The sequence below is a fragment of the Cytobacillus sp. FSL R5-0377 genome, from assembly GCF_038004385.1.
Classification (GTDB): Bacteria; Bacillota; Bacilli; order Bacillales; family Cytobacillaceae; genus Cytobacillus.
In genome coordinates this window covers 2,623,310-2,640,639 of the sequence record NZ_JBBORA010000001.1, presented here as the reverse complement: position 1 = coordinate 2,640,639, position 17,330 = coordinate 2,623,310, and the positions used below count along the sequence as shown (strand labels likewise).

Annotated in this window: 18 protein-coding genes; 5 read left to right on the top strand and 13 right to left on the bottom strand. The window is 44.0% G+C overall.

Going from position 1 to position 17,330, the window contains the following annotated elements; all coding sequences use genetic code 11:
* Positions 1 to 29 precede the first annotated feature (29 nt).
* Positions 30 to 1,211, top strand: coding sequence for a cardiolipin synthase (cls, locus tag NSQ49_RS13640; protein ID WP_251284807.1), 1,182 nt, complete (start codon positions 30 to 32; stop codon positions 1,209 to 1,211).
* A gap of 30 nt (positions 1,212 to 1,241) precedes the next feature.
* Positions 1,242 to 2,198, top strand: a complete 957-nt coding sequence (gene uvsE, locus NSQ49_RS13635; RefSeq protein WP_251284800.1) for a UV DNA damage repair endonuclease UvsE — start codon at positions 1,242 to 1,244, stop codon at positions 2,196 to 2,198.
* A 306-nt stretch (positions 2,199 to 2,504) separates the two neighbouring features.
* On the opposite strand, the gene NSQ49_RS13630 is transcribed toward uvsE, so the two are convergent.
* From NSQ49_RS13630 to speE, 8 genes are all read right to left on the bottom strand, one after another.
* Entirely contained in the window at positions 2,505 to 3,053 is a 549-nt protein-coding gene (locus tag NSQ49_RS13630) for a cysteine dioxygenase (RefSeq protein WP_159863491.1), read from the bottom strand.
* Between the two features lie 25 nt (positions 3,054 to 3,078).
* Positions 3,079 to 3,981 carry a DMT family transporter gene (locus tag NSQ49_RS13625; RefSeq protein WP_251284801.1) on the bottom strand — a complete coding sequence of 301 codons (903 nt, stop codon included), beginning with the start codon at positions 3,979 to 3,981 and terminating at the stop codon, positions 3,079 to 3,081.
* Between the two features lie 246 nt (positions 3,982 to 4,227).
* Complete coding sequence (locus NSQ49_RS13620) at positions 4,228 to 4,407, bottom strand: XapX domain-containing protein (RefSeq protein WP_009332314.1); 180 nt, start codon at positions 4,405 to 4,407, stop codon at positions 4,228 to 4,230.
* Between the two features lie 128 nt (positions 4,408 to 4,535).
* Positions 4,536 to 6,203, bottom strand: coding sequence for an arginine--tRNA ligase (gene argS, locus NSQ49_RS13615; RefSeq protein ID WP_251284802.1), 1,668 nt, complete (start codon positions 6,201 to 6,203; stop codon positions 4,536 to 4,538).
* The gene (locus NSQ49_RS13610) at positions 6,190 to 6,642 is read right to left on the bottom strand and encodes a DUF1934 domain-containing protein (RefSeq protein WP_251284803.1); all 453 of its coding nucleotides are present in this window, start codon (positions 6,640 to 6,642) and stop codon (positions 6,190 to 6,192) included. Before NSQ49_RS13610 ends, argS begins: the two co-directional genes overlap by 14 nt.
* Positions 6,643 to 6,811: 169 nt before the next feature.
* On the bottom strand, positions 6,812 to 7,006 hold the full coding sequence (locus tag NSQ49_RS13605) for a DUF4177 domain-containing protein (RefSeq protein WP_159863494.1): 195 nt from the start codon (positions 7,004 to 7,006) through the stop codon (positions 6,812 to 6,814).
* 98 nt (positions 7,007 to 7,104) lie between these two features.
* Positions 7,105 to 7,992 (bottom strand): agmatinase, encoded by an 888-nt coding sequence (gene speB, locus NSQ49_RS13600; RefSeq protein WP_251284804.1) that lies wholly within the window; start codon positions 7,990 to 7,992, stop codon positions 7,105 to 7,107.
* Between the two features lie 55 nt (positions 7,993 to 8,047).
* A complete protein-coding gene (gene speE / locus NSQ49_RS13595; RefSeq protein WP_009332318.1) occupies positions 8,048 to 8,875 on the bottom strand; it encodes a spermidine synthase in 828 nt (275 codons plus the stop codon).
* A 260-nt stretch (positions 8,876 to 9,135) separates the two neighbouring features.
* Here speE and NSQ49_RS13590 point away from each other — a divergent pair, with 260 nt between their 5' ends.
* A complete protein-coding gene (locus NSQ49_RS13590) occupies positions 9,136 to 11,205 on the top strand; it encodes a transglycosylase domain-containing protein (RefSeq protein ID WP_251284805.1) in 2,070 nt (689 codons plus the stop codon).
* A gap of 234 nt (positions 11,206 to 11,439) precedes the next feature.
* Here NSQ49_RS13590 and NSQ49_RS13585 read toward each other — a convergent pair whose 3' ends face one another.
* Together NSQ49_RS13585 and NSQ49_RS13580 are read right to left on the bottom strand one after the other, a co-directional pair.
* Positions 11,440 to 11,952, bottom strand: a complete 513-nt coding sequence (locus tag NSQ49_RS13585) for a YwhD family protein (protein WP_159863498.1) — start codon at positions 11,950 to 11,952, stop codon at positions 11,440 to 11,442.
* A gap of 37 nt (positions 11,953 to 11,989) precedes the next feature.
* Positions 11,990 to 12,649, bottom strand: coding sequence for a site-2 protease family protein (locus NSQ49_RS13580; protein WP_251284806.1), 660 nt, complete (start codon positions 12,647 to 12,649; stop codon positions 11,990 to 11,992).
* A 184-nt stretch (positions 12,650 to 12,833) separates the two neighbouring features.
* Here NSQ49_RS13580 and NSQ49_RS13575 point away from each other — a divergent pair, with 184 nt between their 5' ends.
* Positions 12,834 to 13,019, top strand: coding sequence for a 2-hydroxymuconate tautomerase (locus NSQ49_RS13575; RefSeq protein ID WP_159863500.1), 186 nt, complete (start codon positions 12,834 to 12,836; stop codon positions 13,017 to 13,019).
* Positions 13,020 to 13,532: 513 nt separating this feature from the next.
* Positions 13,533 to 14,692, top strand: a protein-coding gene (locus NSQ49_RS13570; RefSeq protein ID WP_445662633.1) for an IS3 family transposase whose coding sequence is annotated in 2 segments (ribosomal slippage) — positions 13,533 to 13,791 and positions 13,791 to 14,692 — 1,161 coding nt in all. Because the reading frame shifts where the segments join, the coding sequence is not laid out codon by codon here.
* Between the two features lie 269 nt (positions 14,693 to 14,961).
* Here NSQ49_RS13570 and NSQ49_RS13565 read toward each other — a convergent pair.
* From NSQ49_RS13565 to NSQ49_RS13555, 3 genes are all read right to left on the bottom strand, one after another.
* Complete coding sequence (locus NSQ49_RS13565) at positions 14,962 to 15,471, bottom strand: YwgA family protein (protein WP_061793810.1); 510 nt, start codon at positions 15,469 to 15,471, stop codon at positions 14,962 to 14,964.
* Positions 15,472 to 15,513: 42 nt separating this feature from the next.
* On the bottom strand, positions 15,514 to 16,815 hold the full coding sequence (locus NSQ49_RS13560) for an HD domain-containing protein (RefSeq protein WP_159863501.1): 1,302 nt from the start codon (positions 16,813 to 16,815) through the stop codon (positions 15,514 to 15,516).
* Positions 16,816 to 17,099: 284 nt separating this feature from the next.
* The gene (locus tag NSQ49_RS13555; RefSeq protein ID WP_009332328.1) at positions 17,100 to 17,324 is read right to left on the bottom strand and encodes a DUF1450 domain-containing protein; all 225 of its coding nucleotides are present in this window, start codon (positions 17,322 to 17,324) and stop codon (positions 17,100 to 17,102) included.
* Positions 17,325 to 17,330: the final 6 nt, after the last annotated feature.

Below are 17,330 nucleotides of genomic sequence, written 5' to 3'. Positions count from 1 at the left end.
AGATTGCATTGACTGTCTGGAATATCATTATGGTCGTTTTACTCGTCATCTTCTTATGGCTCTATATTGATTTTACATGGGGCCGGAAAAGCCATATGAAAAAGCTTGAGCGGACCGCCTTACCCATCCGGCAGTCTGATATGGAGTTGTTTGCAGACGGGCCTGCTTTGTTTGATGATTTATTCTCCGAGCTAAAAAAGGCGCAAAAGCACATCCATATTTTATTTTATATTGTGAAGGATGATAAAATCAGCAAGGAGTTTTTAACCATTTTAAAGGGTAAAGCAAAAGAAGGAGTAGAAGTCCGCCTTCTGCTGGATTGGGCCGGAAGCCTTCCTGTTAAACGAAAAACCGTTAAGGATCTTAAAAGCAGCGGCGTCAAATTTTCGTTTGCCCATGTGCCAAAGCTGCCTTTTCTTTTCTATTCATTTCAGGCAAGGAACCACCGGAAAATTACCGTCATTGACGGAAAGATCGGATACATTGGCGGCTTCAATATCGGCAAAGAATACATCAATCTAGATAAAAAGCTGACCCCCTGGCGTGACTATCATTTGAAATTCCGTGGTGAAGGGGTAGAGGATCTGCAAAGAGAGTTTCTAACCGATTGGTATAAAGCAGCAAAGACTGACCTGCTTGCAAACAGTGTCTATTTTCCTGAGCTGCCTGCAGGAGATACCCGCCATCAGTTCGGATCTTATAAAGGGGCATTTTTAGAAGAAAGCTTCTCCTCCATAATAAGGAAGGCGAAAAAGAGCATTACGATTGGGACCCCCTATTTTATTCCGGGCAAAAGGCTTTTTCAGGACTTAATTCATGCCCTGGAACGCGGCGTCACAGTAAAAATACTCGTCCCATGCATCACGGATCATATTCTTGTAAAAGAGGCCTCTTATCTTTACTTAAGGACCTTGATTAAACAAGGTGCTTATGTGTATGAGTACAAAAAGGGCTTTTACCATGCAAAGGCGATTATTATCGATAATGAAATCAGTGATGTCGGAACAGCTAATTTTGATAAGCGGAGCCTGTTCTTAAATTATGAAATCAATTGCTTTATTTATGACAAAGAGTTCATTAAGCAGGTCCAAGCTGTTGTAGACAAAGACATACTAAATGCAAAGAGATTGGCGCTAAAAGAATTAAACCGGCTGGATCCTTTACGGACTTTCAAAGAGATGCTTGCCCGGTCTGTGGCAAGCTTCCTTTAAAGTAGGCCAGCAAAAAGAAGGTGCTGCAAATTGAAAATTAGACTGGGATATGTTTCCCATGCCATCAGCTTGTGGGAGGCAACTCCTGCAAGAACATTGACTTTTACGCGCTATCAGCAATTGCCTGAGGAAGAAAAGCTGGAAAAGCTGAAGGCCGTCACAGCAGTGAATCTGCAAAATACGTTAAGAATGCTTTATTTTAATATCGCCCATGAAATTCAGCTATATCGGCTTTCAAGCTCCATCGTTCCCCTGGCCACGCATCCGGAGGTATTATGGGATTTTGTCACACCCTTTAAGGATAAATGGCTTGAAATCGGTGAATTGATTAAAAAACATGGGCTCCGCGTCAGCTTTCATCCCAATCAATTCACCCTGTTCACATCTCCACGCGAGGATGTGACCCGAAACGCAGTCAAAGATATGGAATACCATTACCGGATGTTCGGGGCCATGGGCGTTGAAAACGAAAGCATCATTAATATCCATATTGGCGGGGCTTACGGGGACAAGCTCACGACCATCCACCGTTTCCATGAAAATCTCAAGACGCTGCCATCTCATATTAAAGAGCAAATGACACTCGAGAATGATGACAAAACCTATAACGCGGATGAAACTCTCCTGGCCTGCCAGAAAGAAAACATCCCCCTTGTGTTCGATTATCACCACCATATGGCGAACCTCGGCACCCGCCCGCTGGATGAGCTTCTCCCTGAGATTTTTCAGACTTGGGAAAAAACAGGACTCAAGCCGAAAATTCACATTTCCTCGCCCAAATCAGAAAAAGCCTTCCGGTCCCATGCCGACTATGTTGACATTGATTTCATCAGGCCGCTTCTCGATCTGCTGAAAACCATTAACCGGGATATCGATTTCATGATTGAAGCTAAAGCAAAGGACAAGGCTGCGCTTAAGCTGACAGAGGATATCAGCCGTATCCGCGGGGTAAAGAGGATTGGCGGGGCGGAGGTAGAATGGAAATAAGAAAAGCGGAGGCGTCTTGCTCACCCCCGACAAGCACAAGACGAGCCTCACGGAAAGGCGTTCTTTGCCTTTTTGGGAGGATTGTAAGAAATGTGGAGGCGACTGCCCAGGGACGACAAGCATAAGACGTGCCCTTCCAGAAGGTGTTCTTTCCTTCTGGAAGGGATCGACTTATGTCTCGAGTCCCTAGGAGCCGCAACTAGAAAGGCTTGTGACCTCGAGGGGGTAGGCGCCGCAGCTAGACAGTTATCTAATTCCGAGGTTTGTCATTCGTAATGGAAGGCGTTCCACATGCGGAACGCCCCTTTATTTTAACTGAATCTCCTTCACCTTCTGTCTCTGCTTCTCAGGCCACCAGGCCCCACAGTCTTCAGAGACTACACAGGCAGCGCACTTTTGAAGGTCGTACACCTTCATACCAGTAATCGGAGGTGAATAAAGATGCAGTGTGACAAGGTTCCCCCTGCCTGAACTCTTCATTTTGTGCACACCTTTTTTGGGAGCAAAAAAGAAGGAGTCTTTGGACTTTATCTCAGCAAAAAGCTCAACTGGGACGCCTTCCTTCACTTCAAAAACAGTGTTTTCCGAATCTCCATTTAACACCTTAATCCATCCCTTTGAATTTCCATGATCATGCGGGGCGCATTCGATATCCGACCAGTTCATGACGAGCAGCTCCACTTCATCATTTTGGTAAAGCAGCTTGCGGAAATAGGGTTTTCCATCTGCCGGCTGCAAGTGAGGAAGCAACTCCTCAAGTTTGATATCAAGTGATGCCAAAGCCTTTCTAAGTTCTTCTGCAGAAGGAGATTTCAATGAATCCAAACTGTTTTTAAACCGTTCCTTCAAGGCCACTAAACGACTCCCCCTTTACTGTGGATTATCGTTTCCTCCATGAAAAATATTTCAGCTGACCATTCACCATGATCACTCCTATAATAATTATGATTCCGCCCATGAAGCTTATGAAGAAAATTTTTTCACGAAGCAATAGAACGGCCGCAATAAAGGTAAATAGCGGCTCCATATAGATAAACATTGATACTTTGGAAGCTTCCAAAACCTCGAGTGCCTTGGACCAGTACCAATAGCCAATCCCTGATACAAATATGCCCAGAAACAATATATGAGCCCATTCAGAATCGGATAATAGATGGAACTTCTCCCACCCTCTATCTCTCATTAAAAAGGGAATGGTCAACACGCATCCAAGCAAGCTCATATAAAAAGTGACCACAAGGGAAGGAAGCTTAATTTGCAGTTTTCTCACCAAAATCGAATATACGGCCCAATTCAGTGTACTTAGGATCATGAGGAAATACCCTATATTTAAAGCAAATCCCAGCGTCTGACCGCTTCTCGCTCCTGTTACCATGAGGACCCCGGAAATCGCTGTTATAATGCCTAGTGTCTTAAGAAATGTTAATTTTTCATGGAGAAAAACCATGGAGAGAAGGACGGTAAAAACAGGTGAAAAAGAAATGATCCACCCCGCTGATGAGGCGTCTATTGTCTTTAAAGCTGTTACCTGGATGACCTGATGGATGAAAACGCCGAGTACGCCGAGAACAATTAAATGGGGAATATATTTGAGCGGAATCTGGAGCGGATATCTTTTCAAGAGAAGCACAAGGAGCAGAAAAGCTGCCCCGATGGCAAACCGGAGAATGATTAATGTATAAGGGTCCAGCTTATCCAAAACAGCTTTGGTTGAAACAAAAGAGACTCCCCAAAAACTGATCGAAATGGTTGCGTAAAAAGAGGCTGCCAATTGTGGCTTCATGGGCGAGCATGTCCTTTCCGGAAGGGTTTCTACCATGATATGCTCGTCCCGATGTAAAATGCGGAGTTTAGTTTGATTTACTTGCGGGTTCGGACAGGTTATTTGCTAAATTTATCATTTGTTTGCTGATTTGCCGGGTTTGATTGCTGATTCCCAAGGATTATTTGCAAATTTGAGGATTTATTTGCAAAGTTCACAATTAGACAAAAAGGATGCCCGAAACTAACGTAGACACCCTTTCCCAATTTATCTCAATATCCCCTGCAGCCAGGGCAGAACCACTTCATATGCTTTAAACCCGAGGTAAATGCCGACTATCCCCATAATGCCAGGCAGTGCAGGCGGCGCAGGAATCGGCAGCTTCATGAAAGCAAAGACAAATCCGACGAGAAATCCTGTAAGTATGGATAAAAGAACAATTTTCATAAGATCCTCCTATAATGGCTTACTATGTTTTACCATTCACCTATACCCTTAAACCTACGTCTTTAGCTTCCCCTCTTTCGTAAAAAAACATGAAAAAAGCCGGCACCAATAAGTGCCAGCTTTGAACATTACATTTTTTCCGGAGCAGATACGCCGATTAATTTCAGCGCATTCTTTAAAGTAGTCTGCACTGCTTTGATCAGTGCCAGACGAGCTTTGGTTCTTTCCGGATTTTCCGCATCCAATACTTTTTCAGCATTGTAGAAGCTGTGGAAAGAGGAAGCCAGTTCATAAATATAGTTCGTGATTCTATGCGGCATGCGCTTTTGCGCTGCTTCGCCGACAGCCTGCGGGAATTCGCCGATTTTTTTCAGTACGTCGATTTCCTTTTCTGCCTGAATCAGGGAGTAATCCGCCGCTTCAGCAGACATGCCCTGTTCTTCACCCTGTCGAAGGATGCTGGAAATACGCGCGTGTGCGTACTGTGCATAGTAAACAGGATTTTCATTAGATTGTGATACAGCCAGATCAAGGTCAAAATCAAGATGGGTGTCTGCACTTCTCATTGCGAAGAAATAGCGAGTAGCATCCAGTCCTACTTCTTCCACTAGGTCACGCATTGTTACCGCTTTTCCGGTACGCTTGCTCATTTTCATTTTTTCACCGTTTTTGTACAGGTGTACAAGCTGGATGATTTCGACTTCAAGCGCTTCACGGTCATACCCAAGCGCCTGGATGGCCGCTTTCATGCGCGGAATGTAGCCATGGTGGTCAGCACCCCAAATGTTGATCAGCTTTTCAAAGCCTCGTTCAAGCTTGTCTTTATGGTAAGCGATATCTGGAGTCAGATATGTGTAAGAGCCGTCATTTTTAATCAGCACACGGTCTTTGTCATCACCGAAAGCTGTTGAGCGGAACCAGGTTGCACCCTCTTCTTCGTAAATGTGGCCGTTATCCTTTAATGCCTGAAGGGCTGTGTCGATTTTGCCATTATTATAAAGGGATGTTTCAGAATACCAAACATCAAATGGCACGCGGAAATCTTCCAGATCCTGCTTCAGCTTTGCCATTTCATATTTCAGGCCGTATTCACGGAAAAAGTCAAAACGCTCTTTTTCATCCGCATTTACATACTTATCGCCATACTCATCAGCCAGCTTTTTGCCGATCCCGATGATGTCTTCGCCATGGTAGCCGTCAGCCGGCATTTCTTTTTCAAGGCCAAGAGCCTGGAAATATCGCGCTTCAACCGATAGAGCCAGATTGTTAATCTGGTTGCCGGCATCATTGATATAGTACTCACGGGAAACATCATAGCCAGCTTTATCTAAAATGTTGCATAGGGAGTCGCCGACAGCTGCGCCGCGGGCATGTCCAAGATGCAAGTCCCCTGTTGGGTTAGCTGAAACAAACTCGATCTGGATCTTCTGGCTGTTTCCAACTGTTGTTTCTCCGTATTGATTCCCTGCTTCCAGAACGGCCGGAATCAGATCAGTCAAATAAGAATTATTCATGTAAAAATTGATGAAGCCGGGTCCTGCGATTTCAATTTTTTCAATGGAAGCTTTTGAGCTGTCAAAAGAAGCAATAAGCTCTTCCGCAATCATTCGTGGCGCCTTTTTGGCCACTCGCGCCAGCTGCATCGCCATATTTGTGGAATAATCCCCATGCGACTTTTCCTTTGGGATTTCAAGAATCACATCGGGAATCTGCTCTTCCGCTGCCAATCCGGCTTTCCCAACCGCATCCTTAATTTCCTGTTTTAATTTGCTTTGCACCTGCTCAACTATGTTCATTGTTCTCCTCCTCAAACGTAATCGCCAAATGGTATGTACCTGCCTGCGATCCCTGCATTTTCAGATCGTATAAAATATCAATCGAACCTTCGCTGGATTTATCATCATATTGATGGACCATCCGCTTGGTCACTGTACCCATCTCAAACACTCCGTACGGCGTCTCATAGCTGCCGCGGAGTTTTTTATTCATTCTGAACGGGAGCCTCATTTTCACGGCGCCGCTTCGTAAAATCAGTCCATCTGTATCAGACATTTTGATGATCGTCTTTACTGTTCCCTCTTCCATCACTTCATCATACTGAAGGAAACGGGCGGAATCTTTTATATAGTATCGGCCAAAAGCAGTCAATTCAAAAGTCTCTTTGCTGCCAAGCTTGCGAATAACTGTCTTCACATTAATCTTCACAGGTATTTGTTCCGCTGAGCGACTGGACAACGGCAACACATCCTTTTCATCTTATATAACTATATAAGTATAAATACTTGATGGGGAAAGTGCAAGAAGGTGACAGGCACCACCCGAATTTTGTCGAATATAAAAAGGATGAAACCGAATGTTCCACCCTTTCAATATCGCTTTCCAATCCAGAGACGAGTTCCATATATTAAAACCCAGAAATTTGCCGTTTAAAAATCAGTTCATAAAAAGATGGATTTCCATAACCCCTTATGCCTGGTGCAAAAATCTGTATCAGCTCCCAGCCTTCTTTTTCATGCTCCCTGACAATTTCATGGTAATCTTCAGCAGGCGTCAGCTTAAAGGATGATAAGTCCACTTTAATAAATTTATGTTCATACATAACAAATCCCCCTTTTCCTTTCATACGGTAAAATAGGGGGAAAGTTTCATGCACAAAAAAACGGAGACCGATGTCCCCGTTTATTGCAGTCTTACACGTTACTTTTTATTCACCCATCCAAGAATCATTTCCCGGATCAGTTTACTCGCTGTATTAGCCGTTTGTTCAGATGGGTCATAGATAGGCGCCACCTCGACAAGGTCAGCACCAACAACTTTTACATCTGAATGAGCAATCTCATGGATGGAAGCAAGAAGCTCTCTTGAAGTGATGCCGCCTGCGTCCACTGTGCCAGTTCCAGGCGCATGGGCAGGGTCTAAAACATCAATATCGATCGTTACATAAACAGGACGTCCCGCAAGCTTAGGAAGAATGTCCTTCAGCGGCTTGTGCACTTCGAATTTTGAGATGTGCATGCCCACTTCCTTCGCCCACTGGAATTCTTCTTTCATGCCCGAACGGATACCGAAAGAATAGACATTCCCTGGACCAATCAGCTCAGCTGCTTTGCGGATTGGCGTTGAGTGGGATAATGGCTCCCCTTCATAATCCACACGAAGATCTGTATGGGCATCCATGTGGATAATCGCCAGATCCGGATACTTTTTATACATGGCTTTGATGACGGGCCAGGAAACCAAATGCTCTCCACCCATGCCAAGCGGGAATTTACCCTCAGCCAGAAGCTGATCGATAAATTCTTCAATCATATCGATGCTTTTCTGCGGATTTCCGAATGGAAGCGGAATATCGCCGGCATCATAGTATTTTACCTCTTCTAGCTCACGGTCAAGATATGGGCTGTACTCTTCAAGCCCAATGGACACTTCGCGGATGCGGGCAGGGCCGAAGCGGGAGCCCGGACGATAGCTGACCGTCCAGTCCATCGGCATGCCATAAATGACTGCTTCACTTTCCTCATAACTAGGATGGCTTTTAATAAAAACATTGCCTGAATAGGCTTCATCAAAACGAACCAAGGTCATCCCTCACTTTTTATGTATTCAGGAAGGCTGCTCCAATAAAGCAGCAGCCTGTCAATTACTTCACTAAATCTGCAACAAACTTCGGCAATACAAATGCAGCTTTATGCAGTTCTTTTGTATAATATTTTGTCTCGATCTCATGGAAGCGGTCTTCGCTTACTTCTAATGGATCATATTTTTTAGATCCAATTGTGAACGCCCACATGCCGCTTGGATAGGTTGGGATATTGGCTGTGTATAGGCGTGTGATTGGGAAAATTTCTTTCACATCGCGCTGTACGTTGCGGATAAGGTCTGCTTTAAACCAAGGGTTGTCTGACTGTGCTACAAAGATGCCGTCTTCTTTTAAAGCTTTAGAGATTCCAGCATAGAAGCCTTTTGTAAATAGGTTTACCGCAGGTCCTACCGGCTCAGTTGAGTCCACCATGATTACATCATACTCATTTTCGCTTTCCGCAATATGCATGAAGCCATCGCCCACCTGCACATCCACGCGAGGGTCATCAAGCTTGCCTGCAATCTCAGGAAGGAATTTCTTTGAGTACTCAATAACCTTTCCGTCGATATCTACAAGTGTCGCCTTTTTCACGCTTGGGTGCTTCAGGACTTCACGGATAACCCCGCCGTCTCCGCCGCCAACAACCAGAACGTTTTCAGGGTTTGGATGCGTGAACAAAGGAATGTGCGCTACCATCTCATGGTACACAAACTCATCCTTGATTGAGGTCATAACCATGTCATCAAGAAGAAGCATATTGCCCCACTCTTCTGTTTCCACCATATCAAGCTTCTGGAATTCTGTCTGTTCTGTATGTAAAGTACGCTTCACCTTCATCGTAATGCCAAAGTTCTCAGTTTGTTTCTCTGTAAACCAAAGTCCCATTCTTGAATCATTCCTTCCATAAAAAAATGAATTATCACTTAAAGAGCAGCAAAAAGCATGATCATCTTTTATACTTCCCTAACATGCAAATAACAAACACAGAAAAAGTATAGATGAATCTAGCAAAATTGCAAGAAAAATTTCGATTTTTAATAGAGAAGATGTTTAAAATCAGAGCGTTTTTTCAATACTAAAGATATGTACTTATACTTATTCTATTTTTTGCATAGCACTTACAAAGATTCAGGGGGGTGCCATACTTGGAGTTAATGACCGATCAGCGTTTCAGAAAAACAATGAAATATTTGCGTGCGATTCTCATTATTAGCTTAATAGGAATGGCTTTGGCCGCTGTGATGATTGGCGGAATATTGGTATATGCAAAAATCCTGGGGCCGCCGCCGCTTGCTGTTCCGCAGTCGACTTTATTTTTCTCGAATGATGGCACGGTGATCGGAGAAAGCCACAACGGGCAGAAGCGCTACTGGGCACCTCTTGATGATATCAGTCCGCATTTGGTGGATGCGACGGTTTCGATTGAGGATAAGAATTTTTTCGAGCACAACGGTTTTGATTATAAAAGAATTGCCGGTGCCGCTCTTGCTGACCTTAAAGCAATGGCGAAGGTTCAGGGAGCCAGCACCATCAGCCAGCAGTATGCCCGCAACCTGTTTCTCGAACACGAAAAAACCTGGAAGCGGAAACTGCTTGAAGCTTTTTATACCATCAGGCTTGAGATGAACTATACGAAGAAGGAAATCCTTGAAGGCTATATAAATACGATCTATTACGGCAATGGAGCTTATGGGGCACAGGCAGCAAGCCAGTTTTATTTTGGGAAGGATGCCAAGGACCTTACTTTGGCTGAGGCTTCTATTTTAGCCGGAATTCCAAAGGGACCTGGCATCTATTCTCCATTTGCATCAGCGGAAAAAGCAGAACAGCGTCAGAGGGTGATTCTGCAGACGATGGTGAAGAACGGAATGATCAGCCAAAAAGAGGCAGATCTTGCTGCTGCAGAGGAGCTTGAGCTGGTTGGGGAGCATATGCACCCGAGAACGAAAACCGCGCCCTATTTCCAGGATGCGGTCCGCAATGCTCTTAAAACGCAGCTGAAGCTGGATGACCGGACCATTGAATTGGGCGGATTGAAGGTTTATACCACCCTGGATCTGAAGGAGCAGGAAATCGCGGAAGAAACAGTGGATAAAATGATTTCAAAAGACTCGGAGATTCAGGTTGGGGTTGTAGCCATGAATCCGAAAAACGGGTATGTCAAAGCGATGGTCGGCGGCAGGAATTATGAGGAGAGTCCCTTTAACCGGGCAGTCCAGGCAGTCAGGCAGCCGGGATCAACGATCAAGCCGCTGCTCTATTACGCGGCATTGGAGCAGGGATTCACCCCTTCCACACCTATCCGGAGCGAGCAGACGACATTCCGCTTTGAGGACGGCACACCGGACTACACACCTCATAATTTCAACAGCAAATATGCGGATGATGATATCACAATGGCCCAGGCACTGGCTTTATCTGACAATGTCTATGCAGTGAAAACTCATTTATTTTTAGGAGAAGAAACGCTTGTCAATACAGCCAAGAAATTTGGCATCACTTCTAAAATGGCGAAGGTGCCTTCCCTGGCACTCGGCACATCCGGAATGAGGGTCATCGAGCTGGCGAATGCCTACAGCATGTTTGCCAATGGCGGGAAAAAGGTATCGCCGGTACTGATAAAGCGCGTGGAAAATCATAAAGGCGAAGTCATCTACGAGCAGGAGCCGTTCCAGATGAAGGTTCTGAAGCCGGACTTGGCTTTCGTATTGACCCATATGATGACAGGAATCTTTGACCGGAAGCTGAACGGCTATGCCCAGGTAACTGGAAGCACCATTATCAATGATATGACCCGCCCTTATGCAGGCAAGTCGGGTTCAACCGAAACAGACAGCTGGATGGCCGGCTTTACACCACAGCTGGTCACAGCGGTATGGACCGGCTATGACAAAGGACAGGTTCTTACCAAAACCGTTGAAAAAACGTATGCCAAAAACATTTGGATCCGGTTCATGGAAGAAGCCCATAAAGGGAAGCCGGCCAAGAAATTCAAAGCACCTAAAGGAACAGCCGGCGTCTACATCGATCCGGCCAATGGAAAAATTGCCGGGGAAAACTGCCCCGTCAAGCGCCTAACCTACTTCGCAGAAGGCACAGAACCAACAGAATACTGCACAGACCACCTGAACCACAAAGAAGAAAAAAAATCAGAGCAGCCTGAAAAGAAGCCGGAAACCCCTTGGTACAAGAAACTGTTCCGTTGGGCTTCGTGAAATTGGTGGTGACAGGTACCTATACCACTTCCTTTAACTGGTATAGGTACCTGTCACTTTACTTTATAAAAATGAAAAACCCCGGGGTCCGAATCCCGGGGTTTTTCGTGTCCTAGTGTTATACTGTGCCTTCACACTGTTAATTAGTTTACTTTTTTTAAGTGAATTGTACAAGTAGTTAGAAAATCACGTCAAAAAAATGTCACAATTTCGTCACAAAATAAGACTTTTCTTCTAAATGGCTTGTAAATCTTTTTTTAGCTGTTCCACTGATCTTTCCCACATGCCTGCGTCATGGTTTTTCAGAAAATCAGCCAGCACCTTTTTGGATTTCTCGTCCATATGATCCACGATAATATGTTTTTTAATCGATTTATCCATGCGGTTCACATGCTCGGGAAGCGATTTGTAGCCCCGGCGGATCTCCCTGTCAACCGTCATTTCGCACGCTGTAACGCCTGCATAGTAGGCGCCTCCCTCTTTGCGGCCAATGGTAATCCAAATCAGCCAGTACGGTTTCCCGTTTGGCACTTCCTCTTTGCTTTTCAAAAACTTGATGCCTCTTTCAACCGGACTGCGCGCATGCATGGCACCCACTTCAATAGACGCCTCCCCGGCATCCACATCAATGATAACCGGTGTTACATTATCAAGACTCAGAGTGCCGACTCCGAATCCGCCATGTCCATCAGTCGGGTCGCTCTTAATAATATTAAAATCGACTTTCTTTTTCTTTTTTTCTTCCATGTTCACGTCCTCCTATGCAAGTACTAGGTTCTTATTATTATGTCATAAATAATTCATAGAAAAAATCATTTAAGCCGCTCGCCAGAACCGGCAATACGGAGTTGAAAATCGGCTGGATGGTATATTGATCCAGCGGGGTAATGACAAGAATCAGGAATATCACCGAGCCATACGCCTCAAACTGAGTCATTTTTGGACGAATACGGGCTGGCGCCAAATCCTCAATAATTCTGTAGCCGTCGAGCGGCGGAAACGGCAGCAGGTTTAATACAAACAGCACTAAATTCAGCTGAATAAAGATGTTCAGAAAATCTGCCACAAACGTTGGAAATGAGGCGGCGAGCCCTGTTCCTGCAAGAGCATACCAGATGAAAAAGCCCAGAACAGCCATTACCAGATTGGATATCGGCCCCGCAATGGAGACAGAGATCCCGGCAAGCTTCGGATTTTTGAAAAAGAAGCGGTTGACCGGTACAGGCCTGGCCCATCCGAAACCGGCAATAAAAATCAGGATCGTCCCAATCGGATCCAGATGCTGCATGGGATTTAACGTTAATCTTCCCTGGTTTTTTGCAGTGGGATCCCCAAACTTATAAGCCATATAAGCATGGGCAAATTCATGAACCGTAAAGGCAATCATCAACGTTACCGCCACATAGGGAATCTCCCTCAGAGAAAACGCCAAAAATTGTTCCAAAAGCCAAAACTCCCTCTCCTGCCTGCTAAAAAGCCAGGCTTTATTTATAACATACTATGTAGAAAATGCCGCTTCTATTTACCTAAAAGTATACATGAACGCCTGGTCAAAGGGAATCAGGCTTGCACATTGCCGGAAAAAGTGGAAAAATACAAGCAAGCATACATAATGAGGAGGAAACGAAATGCCATATGTAACAGTAAAAATGCTTGAAGGCCGCACTGAAGAGCAGAAAAAAGCACTCGCTGAAAAAGTAACTGCGGCCGTCAGCGAAACAACGGGCGCACCTGAAGACAAAATTGTGGTATTCATTGAAGAAATGACCAAAAATCACTATGCTGTCGGCGGAAAACGCTTAAGCGACCAGTAAAATTTCGGAAAAAGGGCAGTTTCCTGTAAAGGGGACTGCTTTTTTTGCATTTGGGGATGTTTTATTTGCGGATAGCCCGATCCTATTTGCGGATAAGGCGTTTTTTCTTTCGTATAAAGAGATTCTGTGCGGATAACAGGGATTTCTGTGCGGATAGCCCAAATTTCTGTGCGTCTAGCCCGATTTCTGTGCGCATAACAATTTTTCTGTGCGGATAGCTGCGCTTAACCAGATTTCTATGCGGTTAGACACTTTACAGCCCCAAAAAAAGTCGGGTTAAGCATTTGCAGCTTTCGGCGAAACAACCGGAGCACTTGATGACAAAATCGCCGTTCTTATCGAAGAAATGACCAAAATCACTACGCTGTCCGCGAAAACGCTTAAGCGATCAGCAAAATTTCGAAAAAAAAGGGGCAGTTTCCTGTAATGGTGGTATTATCCCCAATAGGTAGACTTGAAAAAAAGAGGACATGATATGATGTTCTTAATAGTCTACCAGGAGGGGATTTTTCTATGGCCAAAAAAGGACAAACATTTACTTCGTATACTGAGGAATTAAAGCGTGAAGTAGTTCGTTTGAAATTGGAGGAGGGCTGGTCCTACAGTCAGCTTCGTGAACGCTTTGGAATTAAAAGTGATGCCCAAATAGCGAATTGGGTAAAAAAAGTAAATAATAATGAATCCTTCGAAGATCAACGTGGACTTTGGAACAAAAAGAATTTTAACAGCTTAGAAGAAGAGAATGCATATTTGAAAGCGCAGGTCGAATACCTAAAAAAGCGCAATCCAAATCTACACGGGAAGGAGTGGTCTTGAAATCCGAAAGGTTTCAAATTATTGATGAAATAAGAAGAAAGTATCCACTTGCGTGGCTATTTAAGATTGGGGAAGTATCTAAAGCTGGATATTATAAATGGCGTGGAACCCGTTCAACGCGTACTTTACGTATGGAAGAAGATATTTTACTTAAAGAACATATATTAGCCATTCATAAACTACACCCTTACTTTGGATATAAGCGAGTGACGCGGGCTTTATCTAGAGAAGGAATTGTAATAAATCATAAGCGCGTTCGACGTTTAATGCGGGAATTAGGCATAAAATCAGTTATTCGGAAGAAAAGACCTTTCTATGGGCATAGAGGTTCAATTGTATTTCCAAATGTATTGAACAGGGAATTTTCAGCCGAGAATCGGTTTGAAAAACTCGTAACAGATATAACATACGTACGAATTGGAGAGGATTTCGCATATCTTTCTGCAGTTTTGGATTTATATAATAATGAGATTGTAGCTTGGAAATTATCTAAAAGAAATGACCTTGAATTAGTGTTAAATACATTAAAGCAATTAGAAGGCAAACCATTAAAAGAACAAGCACTAATACATTCCGATCAAGGATTTCAATACACAACTAAAGTGTATGAAAATCACCTAAAGAAGTTGAATATTCAAGGAAGTCATTCCAGAAGAGGAAATTGTCATGATAATGCATGTATTGAGTGTTTTTTCTCCCATTTAAAAACAGAGAAGTTATATTTAGTGCGTCCTAAAACGATTGAGCAAGCTTACTTAGCGATTGAGGAATATATTAATTTTTACAATAATGAACGATTCCAAGAAAAGTTTAACGGCCTTTCCCCAATTGAATATCGTGAAAAGGCCGCAGCTTAGTATACTCTTTTTTCATTGTCTACTTGACAGGGTTATGTGCAATGGAGACTGCTTTTTTTCTATGTGGGTGTTTTATTTGCGGATAGCACGTTTTTACTTTCGCATAAGAGGATTCTGTGCGCTTAGCCCGATTTCTGTGCGCATACCACTATTTCTATGCTCTTTACCCGGTTTCTCTGCACAAGCCCATCAGCGCCCATAACAAATCTCCTGCACGAACAACCCGATTTCTACCCTTAAACATACTCCTCCAAAAAAAAGCCAGGCACTCAATGCAGCCCGGCTTTTTCTCTTAAGCTTTCAATATATTGATACGCCTGTTCCACTTCTTCATCCGTGTAGCGCTGTTTGCTTTTCAGGGTAAAGACTTTTTCTTTCACTTCTTCTTTTGGCAGGTCATTGAAATAAAGGACCGTTGAGACAAGTTCCAGAAATCTAGCATTCTGGCCATTCATATCGAGCAGGCATTCCTGGAGGCTCGGCATATCGACTGCGTTGATGCCTAAAAATTCCTTGCCCGTTTCGGTGAGGGTATACCGATACTGATAGTAGCCGCCCTTTTTTTCCTTTACTTCGTTTAAGAATCCCATATTACAAAGCTCTTCGACCCTTAATGTCAGCTCTTCCGAATAGGGTCCGTAAAAGTGAAATTGGAATCTTTCCTGAAAGGGAAAGGCGATATTTTTGGCGATATAAATCATTTTCTGCAGCTTTTTCCGTCCCACGATTTCTTCAGAGACTGCTATGGCGTGCATTAGTTTGGCATGATCCTTTAACAAAGCTCTTCATCTCCTACTCCGTTTTTTCCCGTATCTATCTTATTAATCGATTTCGAGCAGCATTTTAATCTGCTTTTTAATGTTTGGCTTTTTGCTGTCATCTGCAATAAAATCAGCTGGGAAGTATAGTTTATGATCCGTTCGGCGTTTCCCTGAAATCGCATCCACGATCTCTGATTCACGGGAAAGCTCGCGGATATCCCCATTTTTCATCAGCAGATGAATCGGCAATCTTTCTTCCTCCTCGCCCGGACGGTAAAAATCATAAGGCAAATCTGATGAAGAATCGACTACCAGGTAATATTCAGGATCCAAGCCTGCCTTTATAAATAAAGCCGACAGCTCTGCCAGCTTCTTGTATTCTTTCGCCGGGTCAAATTCCACGTATTTATATAAATTCCTATCCATAAAGCGGCAGCAGAGATCCTTCAGAATCGGATCCTTTTCTTCCTGCCACATCTGAAAATAATAAAGAATAATAGCTTCATCCAGCTTTATATAATCTTCAAGAGTGATCTCCCCATTGAATAAAGAATAAAAATGGATAGGATCATATTTGAATGTGTAGTTTTGTTCATGCAGATCTTTCGCACGGTGCAGGATTTTCGTCAGGATGACCTCTGCACTGCGGGTCACCGGGTGGAAATACACCTGCCAATACATCTGGTAGCGGCTCATTATGTAATCCTCAACGGCATGCATCCCGCTCTGCTTAATCACGACCTGGTCTTCCCTCGGCCTCATGACTCGCAGGATCCGCTCCATGTCAAAATGGCCATAGCTGACACCGGTAAAATACGCATCCCGCTGCAGATAATCCATCCGGTCCGCATCAATCTGACTGGAAATCAGGCTGACAACCAGCTTATTTTTAGACGTTTTGGCAATCACATCCGCCACTTTCTGCGGAAAATCGGCACTAACCCTTGAAAGCACTTTATGGACCTCGGTGTCTCCGAGAATGATCGCCCTCGTATAATGTTCATGATCAAGATCGAATACTTTTTCAAAAGAGTGCGAGAACGGCCCGTGCCCCAAATCGTGGAGAAGTGCTGCGCATAAAGTCAGAATGCGGTCTTCTTCATCCCATTCCGGCCTCCCCAAAAAGACATCATCGGAAATGCGGCGCACAATCTCGTAAACTCCGAGCGAGTGATTAAAGCGGCTGTGCTCAGCCCCATGGAAGGTCAAATAAGTTGTCCCAAGCTGCTTAATTCTTCTGAGGCGCTGGAACTCTTTCGTCCCGATTAAATCCCAGATGACTCTGTCCCTTACGTGTATGTAACGATGAACGGGATCTTTGAATACTTTTTCCTCATTTAGCTTTTCCGCTGAATATGCCATTCCGTACCCTCCGCTTTTCCTGTGTCCACGCAATCCGAACCTGTTGTTCCCAATTTCTGGCGTATACTTATTATATCCCGATTAAGGTGTCAAATCATCACAAAATTCACTGTTTTTCATGGCTATTCGACAGAAACCGCGATACATCAACCATCCGGCAAAAGAAATATTTTTCGACTTTTCTAAAAACAATATGGCCTCCTAAGTCTATTTACCAATCGGAGGTAACTCCTAAACTCAGGGCAAAAAATAAAATCACCTCAGAACAGGAGTCAGGGTGACTTTTATTTTTTCAGCTTTTTATTAATTTTCTCCATCAATTCCTCTTCCGTCAGTGCGGCAAGGGGACGGTTATTGACGAAAGCAAATGTTTTCTTGCGGCCTGGCCCGCAATAGGACTGGCAGCCGACATCAATTTTTGCTTCTGGATCTATTTCTTTCAATCGCGGTATCAATGTCTTCAAATTTACTGCCTGACAATCGTCGCAAACACGGAATTCGTTTGCCATCTTCGT

Excerpts from the sequence above, each read along its gene's own strand:
- NSQ49_RS13555 (WP_009332328.1), bottom strand. The coding sequence starts at position 17,324 with ATGGCAAACGAATTCCGTGTTTGCGACGATTGTCAGGCAGTAAATTTG.
- argS (WP_251284802.1), bottom strand. The coding sequence starts at position 6,203 with ATGAACATAGTTGAGCAGGTGCAAAGCAAATTAAAACAGGAAATTAAG.
- NSQ49_RS13585 (WP_159863498.1), bottom strand. The coding sequence starts at position 11,952 with ATGGAAGAAAAAAAGAAAAAGAAAGTCGATTTTAATATTATTAAGAGC.
- cls (WP_251284807.1), top strand. The coding sequence starts at position 30 with ATGGTCGTTTTACTCGTCATCTTCTTATGGCTCTATATTGATTTTACA.
- NSQ49_RS13620 (WP_009332314.1), bottom strand. The coding sequence starts at position 4,407 with ATGAAAATTGTTCTTTTATCCATACTTACAGGATTTCTCGTCGGATTT.
- speB (WP_251284804.1), bottom strand. The coding sequence starts at position 7,992 with ATGACCTTGGTTCGTTTTGATGAAGCCTATTCAGGCAATGTTTTTATT.
- NSQ49_RS13575 (WP_159863500.1), top strand. The coding sequence starts at position 12,834 with ATGCCATATGTAACAGTAAAAATGCTTGAAGGCCGCACTGAAGAGCAG.
- speE (WP_009332318.1), bottom strand. The coding sequence starts at position 8,875 with ATGGGACTTTGGTTTACAGAGAAACAAACTGAGAACTTTGGCATTACG.
- NSQ49_RS13560 (WP_159863501.1), bottom strand. The coding sequence starts at position 16,815 with ATGGCATATTCAGCGGAAAAGCTAAATGAGGAAAAAGTATTCAAAGAT.
- NSQ49_RS13605 (WP_159863494.1), bottom strand. The coding sequence starts at position 7,006 with ATGTATGAACATAAATTTATTAAAGTGGACTTATCATCCTTTAAGCTG.
- NSQ49_RS13625 (WP_251284801.1), bottom strand. The coding sequence starts at position 3,981 with ATGAAGCCACAATTGGCAGCCTCTTTTTACGCAACCATTTCGATCAGT.